Here is a 6,960-nt window from a genome sequence, read left to right as displayed (position 1 = left end):
ATGGCCAGATGCTCTCGCCAGTCTAAAAAGAAAGAGGGTTTTTATGTCGATTTTTTAATTTGTATTTATATATATAATTTACCGAGAATTATTAATTTAAAAAGTAGGTGATATCATGATTTATAATATTTTAGTTATAGAGGACAATCTGGATTTACAGGAATTGATACGAGAATTTTTAATGACACAGAATTATCATGTTTATACGGCGAATGACGGAGTTGAAGGTATACAGCTTTTTCAAAAGGGTCAATATCATCTAGTTATAGCTGATATTATGATGCCAAATATGGATGGATTTCATGTATGTAATATGATTCGCAAGAGTTCGTCCGTTCCGATTATCATTTTAACAGCATTAAATGAAGAAAACGCCGAGATGAAGGCGTTTGATTTGCAAGTCGATGATTATATAACAAAGCCGTTCTCTTTTAATATTCTTATTAAACGTGTCCAAGCTGTTATTCGACGTTCGTATCCACAGGAAGCGACACAAATGATGCTATTTAAAGAAATTAACTTGGATTGTGATGCCTATATTGCAAAAGTAAATGATGAAGAAATTTCACTAACAATGAAAGAGTTCGATATTTTGAAGTTACTCATGAAAAACGAAGGAAGAGTGTTATCTCGGGAATTATTACTTGATCAATTATGGGGCTATGATTATTACGGTGATACGAGGGTTGTTGACACACATATTAAGAATTTACGGAAGAAGCTTAATGTTCCATATATCAAAACGGTAAAAGGAGTTGGTTATAAACTTGATTCGTAAATTTGTACTAGGCAGCGTAACAAGAAGAATTTTTCTTATTACAACAGGATTATTAGTTATGTCAGCTTTGTTGATTTACTTACTCTTATATTTCTTACTTCCATCTTTCTATTATCAGTATAAACAAAATAATCTTAATAAGAATGTGAATATTTTTGTCGAGAAAGTAAAAGGAGAGTCGTTTAAGGATGTTAAAGCGGCTTTAGAAAGATATTCGTCTGAAAATAAAGACGTTATATGTATCGTGAGTGACCGAAAAGGGACAATAGTTTATACCCCTTCTATCTATGTTCCTGACGAAGGAAATGTGAGTACTGTCGATGAAGTGCCAGCTATCCCCGTCCAATCTGCCGTAAATATTACGGGTCAAGCTGAAGAAAAAAATCAACAATCTCCTTCTATTTACACAATTAAAGAAGAAGTTCAATTGCAAGAAGGAGGCTATCAGTTTACATTTTATACGTATCTATACCCTATTGAAGAAATTTCTCGTGTTCTTTCGTCATTCTCACCGTACATTATTGCTATTATTATAGTTATTTCAATTGCAGGATCGCTATTCTATTCAAAGATTTTAGCTAAACCACTTATCGATTTAAATAAGGTTGCAAGAAGGATGGCAAAACTAGATTTTTCGCAAAAAAGTAGTATTAAATCCAATGATGAACTTGGAGAATTATCAACTACTCTAAATGATTTGGCTAATAATTTACAACAAACAATGATTCAATTAAAGAATTCTAATGAAATGTTAAAAGATGACATCAAAAAGGAACGCGAGCTTGATGCAAAACGTAGACAATTTTTAGCTGCTATATCTCATGATTTAAAAACGCCAATCGCAGTAGTTAAAGGTCAACTAGAAGGAATGCTTTATAATATCGGCGTCTATAAAGATCGTGACCGCTATTTGCAGAAATCGTATGAAACGATGAATAGTATGGAAGTGTTAGTAAAAGAAATACTTGAACTCAGTAGGTTGGAATCGGAAAGACTACAATTAAACAAAGAGAATGCCAATTTATCTATTATGATTGAAAGAATTATACAAGAGCATGAGTATTTCCGTTACTCGAAACAGTTGAAAGTGGTTAAGTTTATAGAAAAAAATCTTTCCTATTTTTCCGATACTCAGTTATTGAAAAAGGTAATACAAAATATACTTCATAATGCCTATTCGTACACACAGGAAGGTAAGGAAGTATACGTTTCTCTTTATCGGCGAAACGATGAGATTATACTGGAAATCTTAAATACAGGAGCGTACATTGAAGAAGAACACTTGGAGCATATCTTTGAACCGTTCTACCGAATTGAAAAATCACGAAATCGCAACACTGGTGGGAATGGGCTTGGTTTATTTATTGTTCAACAACTATTAGATGCCCATAAGATACAATATAGCCTCAAGAATACGAAAAAAGGTGTACTATTTACAATCTGTTTTAAGTAAGAAGCTTTCATAATTTTGAGAGCTTCTTTTTTTGTGGGGAATAATCTTGCTTACTTCCGGAAATTTCTATCGAATCACTTGTACAACGCCTATTTTTTAAATGAATCACATCTTAATCACACATAAACCACACATTGCTTAATTATTATTAAAACTCAAAGGAGGAATATTATATATGTTAACATTAAAAAATGTAAGTAAAACATTTAACAATGAACAAGTACTAAAAAATATAAATGCTGAATTTTCCCATGGTCTTAATTTTATTGTAGGTCCATCTGGAAGTGGTAAAACAACGTTATTGAAAATAATAAGTGGCATGGATCCAGAATTTGAGGGAGAAGTTTATTTTAATAATAAATCAATTAAACAATTTTCGAAATTTGAACGGAATGATTACTATTACAATTCAATTGGATTCATATGGCAAAACTTTCAACTAATAAATCATTTATCAGTTGAAGATAATATCATGGTTGTTCTTGAATTATCCAATTTAGATAAAGAAACCAAAAGTCAAAAAGTTAAAAATACGCTTCAAAAATTAGGAATTTCAAGATTAGCGAAACAAAATGTGAAGTCACTGTCAGGTGGCGAAAAACAAAGAGTTGCCATTGCTAGAGCCTTAGTAAATGATCCGGAAATTATTATTGCGGATGAACCTACTGGGGCACTAGATAAGAAGAATGCCAAAGAGTTTATAAACATATTAAAGCAAATTGCAAAAGAAAGAATGGTTATCGTTGTTACCCATGATCAATCAATTATAGATGATTTATCTAGTGTTTATGCTTTGAAATCTGGGGGATTTATTCAAGAAAGAAAACAGGAACTTTCTACTCGAAAAAGCAAGCAAACGAAAAAAAGTCCACCTTCGTTCTCATTTAATAGCGGACTTACGCAAGGCTTTAAAAATAGTAAGGGAATGGCCTTGAAAACAATACTTACAGCAATTGTTCTTCTTTTCTCGTCCTATTTCGTATTAATTAATGTTAGTGGCAATATAGCGAATCAAGGGAAGGAAATAACGGATAATCTAGTGAAACAATATGGTCAATCCTTATTTAATATATCTATTTTTCCAGAAACGATGGAAGCGGGTAGCACATCTGAAGGGGCTGGAGGTAACGGTACGAACAGTCAAAATAAGGATGTAAAACAAGATATATCTTCTATTTTCAAAGATTATAAGAATGATGAACGAGTAAAAATGATTTATCCTCTGTTGACGTTAAACAATATGGCTGTTTCCATTGATGGAGTAATCAATCAACATAAAGTAGAACAATCCAATTATGCACCTGCAAATAATGGATTAGTAGCAGGTAGAATGCCGAATAACGATAAAGAAGAAGTGGCTGTAACGAAAGCCTTTCTTGATAAAATTAATGTTTCACCTGAAAAGGCTTTAGATAAAGAAATCGGAATTACAGGTTCTATGTTTGCGGGGGATCAACCTGATGCTCTTGAGGAAAAATCTCGCACGATGAAATTAAAAATAGTTGGTGTCGTCAATTCTAAGATGGAAATGGATAAATCGATAGCTGGTGGAGAGGCTACATCTATAGAACCTGAAGATGCTTTCATTTATAGCAAGAAAGCTGTGGAAGAGCTTTATCTTGCATTTGGTAAAGATACGAATAAAATTCCATTTGAACTGAGAGCAACCTCTCTTCCCAATGTACTTTCTTTAGTTAAAGAATTACAAGGGAAAGGAATCGTTCCATTTGGACAATTTATGATGGTAAAAAACATTTCGGATCTTAATGCTACTACAGATAATCAATCAAGTTCTATCACTGGAGTTATGGGTATACTTGCGCTAATCATAACGATTACAATAACAATTGTGAACACATTTGTTCGAAAAAATGAATATGCCCTCTTAAAAATAAACGGCTTTTCATTCGGGAGTATTACAAAATTAACTATTATCGAAAATATTTTGACGTCTGCTATGGCTCTCGTATTGTTCTTTGCAGCGCTGCCTTTATTGAATAAGTTTTCAACAGAAATGTTTTCGTCATCGCTTACAAATCAACACTCTATTATCTTATTTATCCTAATCATCGTTATTCAAGGGTTACTAATGGGAATTATCGCCTCTCTTCTTGCGGGCCAGGTACAGCCAATTAAGGCTCTTCAAAGCGGAGGAGATCGATGATGAAGATTGAACTCAAAAATGTAACAAAAAAATATGGTGATACCGTCATTTATTCCAATGTGAACTATGAATTTAATAATCATGCATTAACTTGTTTGCTAGGGCCTAGCGGCTCTGGCAAAAGCACTTTGTTAAATCTCTTAGCTGGTTTTGATTCAGATTTCACTGGTGAAATACGTGTTGGTACTATGAATATTAAAGATTTATCGCCCAATGAGTTATGTACTTATCGATTCAATGAAATCGGCTTTGTTTTCCAAAATTATAATTTGCTAGACGGATATACGGCATTAGAGAATGTTTTGCTTTCCGTTTATAGCACTGCAAATACGGAAACAGAAGAGTATGTACAAAAGGCAAAGAAGCTGCTTACCGATTTGGGTTTAGAGAAACAAATCGATCAAAATGTTCAAATATTAAGTGGTGGACAAAAGCAAAGGGTTGCTATAGCTCGAGCATTAATTCATGATCCACAAATCATCTTAGCCGATGAACCCACTGGTGCATTGGATTATGAATCGGCAGAAACAATTATGAATATCTTAAAAGAAATTTCAAAAACAAAAACCGTCATTATCATTACTCATGATGAAAAATTAACGGAGTTTGCCGATGAAACTATTGAAATAGAAGATGAACAGATTATCGTAAAAAAGTCTGGATACGCGAGAAAAACTGTGAACGAGGCGTATAAAAATGATTCACTACCGCTTAAATCGAAAGACTTTTTTAGACTAGGTTTTAAAAATTTTAAAATTCACTTCGTCAAATATTTAATCGCAGCCATCCTTATCGCATTTGGCTCTGCTTCCTTTTTTAGCGCTTTTAGTTCGAAAAGAATCGTCAATCATGCCATTGATGAATTTAAAGAAAAAAATTTTTATTTTAACAAGGGGATGGTTCTAAAATATGATCAGGTGAAGGAAGTCAATAAGGACTTAACCGGTATCTATGAAAAATTAACTTCGATGAAGCAAATACGAAATGTCTATTATCAATATAACTTGAAAAATATTACATTAAATATGAATGATAAAACGATTAAAAATGAATTTAAAATACCTACTGTTACGCCAACAATTTTGTTGCTATACGGAAATATGCCTCGTAATGATAAAGAAGAAATTGTTATTTCTCCAAGTCTAGCTGCTAAATTTGAAAAACAAATCCAAAAAGCAGTCGGTAAAAAAATGGTAGTATCCTACATAGGGAAAAATGGGGAAAATAAAGAGATTCAGCTTACTGTATCGGGCATATCCGATACAAAGTATGATGATTTTATTTTTAGCTCATCTGTAGAAAAAGATATGTACCGTCATTCTAATGTTGATGAAGCGGTATCGATTAGTTTTGACATTAAAGGATTTAATGAGATTCCAAAGGTTCAAAATCTTTTAAGTAAAAAGCAGATAGCGGTATATACGAACTATAAACAAGTTGAAAATTTTAATAAAACATTTACGAATTTAATAAAACTATTTACATTCATTTCTTATTTTATTCTAATTATTGGAGTATTTATTAGTACAATTATGCTTTATAAGATTTCAGTCGAAAGGTATAAGGAAATTGGACTTTTATCTGCTTTAGGATTTAACCGAAGAAATATAAAATTAATTTTTTTAAAAGAATCATTCCTATTCAGTGGGGTATCAACAGGCGTTTCAATTGTACTAGTAAATGCATTAGATATGTTCTATAAAAATCGATTTGACTATGGACTAGAGTTAAATGGAACCTCGTATAGTCTGCTTATCGCAATTAATATGTTCTTATGTATAGGTATAACATTCATCATGAATCAAAAGTTAGTGAGAACAGAAACAATTATTGCTTTACGACGATAGCTTACAGTTTGGAAATTTTGAAATTTGAATACAACTTAGTAGCATAGCGTTCTGGTGCATATGAAAGTAAATTAAAAGAAGCTCGTGACATTGTTATAGAAGAAATGAAACAACTTGCAACGCAAAAAGGTGCCAATGCAATCGTTGGTATCGATGTAGACTACGAAGTCGTTCGTGACGGAATGTTAATGGTTGCAGTAAGCGGCACAGCTGTACGTGTGTAAATAGATAGGAAAGTAGCAGCTCATTGATGAACTGCACCTCCAATTGTTAGATAAAACTAACAATTGGAGGTGCAGTTTTTTTATGACTAAATATTTTTTGAAAATGAAATTAGATGCTGATTCCGCCATAATTCACTCAAATCAGGGATGGAATTATTAGATGGAGCAATATCGACAACCATAAAAAACGAAGGATTACCAATGTTTTAAGATCAGCTTTATATAGGAAACTAAAAAACAAAATATAATAAAAAGTACCCGCCACAATCGGAAATCTTTTCAGATGTGGCGGGTTATTCTTTGAATCGTTTCCGTCCCTTTAAAAGGATCTTACTCATACAAATGATCTGCATATCAATAATTCATCTTTAATATACAGATCATTTGTATGATAATTCTTATAAATAATGACTAAATGATAAACTTACATAAATGCTTTTAAAAGTTCTTGAACTAATGGAAGTACTCCGCCTATAAATTTTAAAACTGCCATT

At 32.3% G+C, this 6,960-nt stretch carries 3 protein-coding genes and 2 pseudogenes; all 5 read left to right on the top strand.

Annotation, left to right across the window (positions count from 1 at the left end):
- Positions 1 to 112 precede the first annotated feature (112 nt).
- Positions 113 to 778: a response regulator transcription factor gene (locus V7024_RS16775; protein WP_335521973.1), complete on the top strand. Its 666-nt coding sequence runs from the start codon at positions 113 to 115 to the stop codon at positions 776 to 778.
- Complete coding sequence (locus V7024_RS16770; RefSeq protein WP_335521971.1) at positions 768 to 2,231, top strand: HAMP domain-containing sensor histidine kinase; 1,464 nt, start codon at positions 768 to 770, stop codon at positions 2,229 to 2,231. The genes V7024_RS16775 and V7024_RS16770 overlap by 11 nt, the downstream gene beginning before the upstream one ends.
- Positions 2,232 to 2,406: 175 nt before the next feature.
- Positions 2,407 to 2,917: pseudogene (locus V7024_RS24455) on the top strand (ABC transporter ATP-binding protein); the annotation flags it as partial.
- Positions 2,918 to 4,391: 1,474 nt separating this feature from the next.
- Positions 4,392 to 6,242, top strand: a complete 1,851-nt coding sequence (locus V7024_RS16760; protein ID WP_335521966.1) for an ABC transporter ATP-binding protein/permease — start codon at positions 4,392 to 4,394, stop codon at positions 6,240 to 6,242.
- 47 nt (positions 6,243 to 6,289) lie between these two features.
- A pseudogene (locus V7024_RS16755) lies at positions 6,290 to 6,466 on the top strand (heavy metal-binding domain-containing protein); the annotation flags it as partial.
- Positions 6,467 to 6,960 lie beyond the last annotated feature (494 nt).

This window comes from Bacillus sp. JJ864, from assembly GCF_036963045.1.
Lineage (GTDB): Bacteria > Bacillota > Bacilli > Bacillales > Bacillaceae_G > Bacillus_A > Bacillus_A pseudomycoides_C.
Note: the sequence above shows the minus strand (reverse complement) of the source record. Positions and strands in the feature narration are given on the sequence as shown.

Excerpts from the sequence above, each read along its gene's own strand:
- V7024_RS16760 (WP_335521966.1), top strand. The coding sequence starts at position 4,392 with ATGATGAAGATTGAACTCAAAAATGTAACAAAAAAATATGGTGATACC.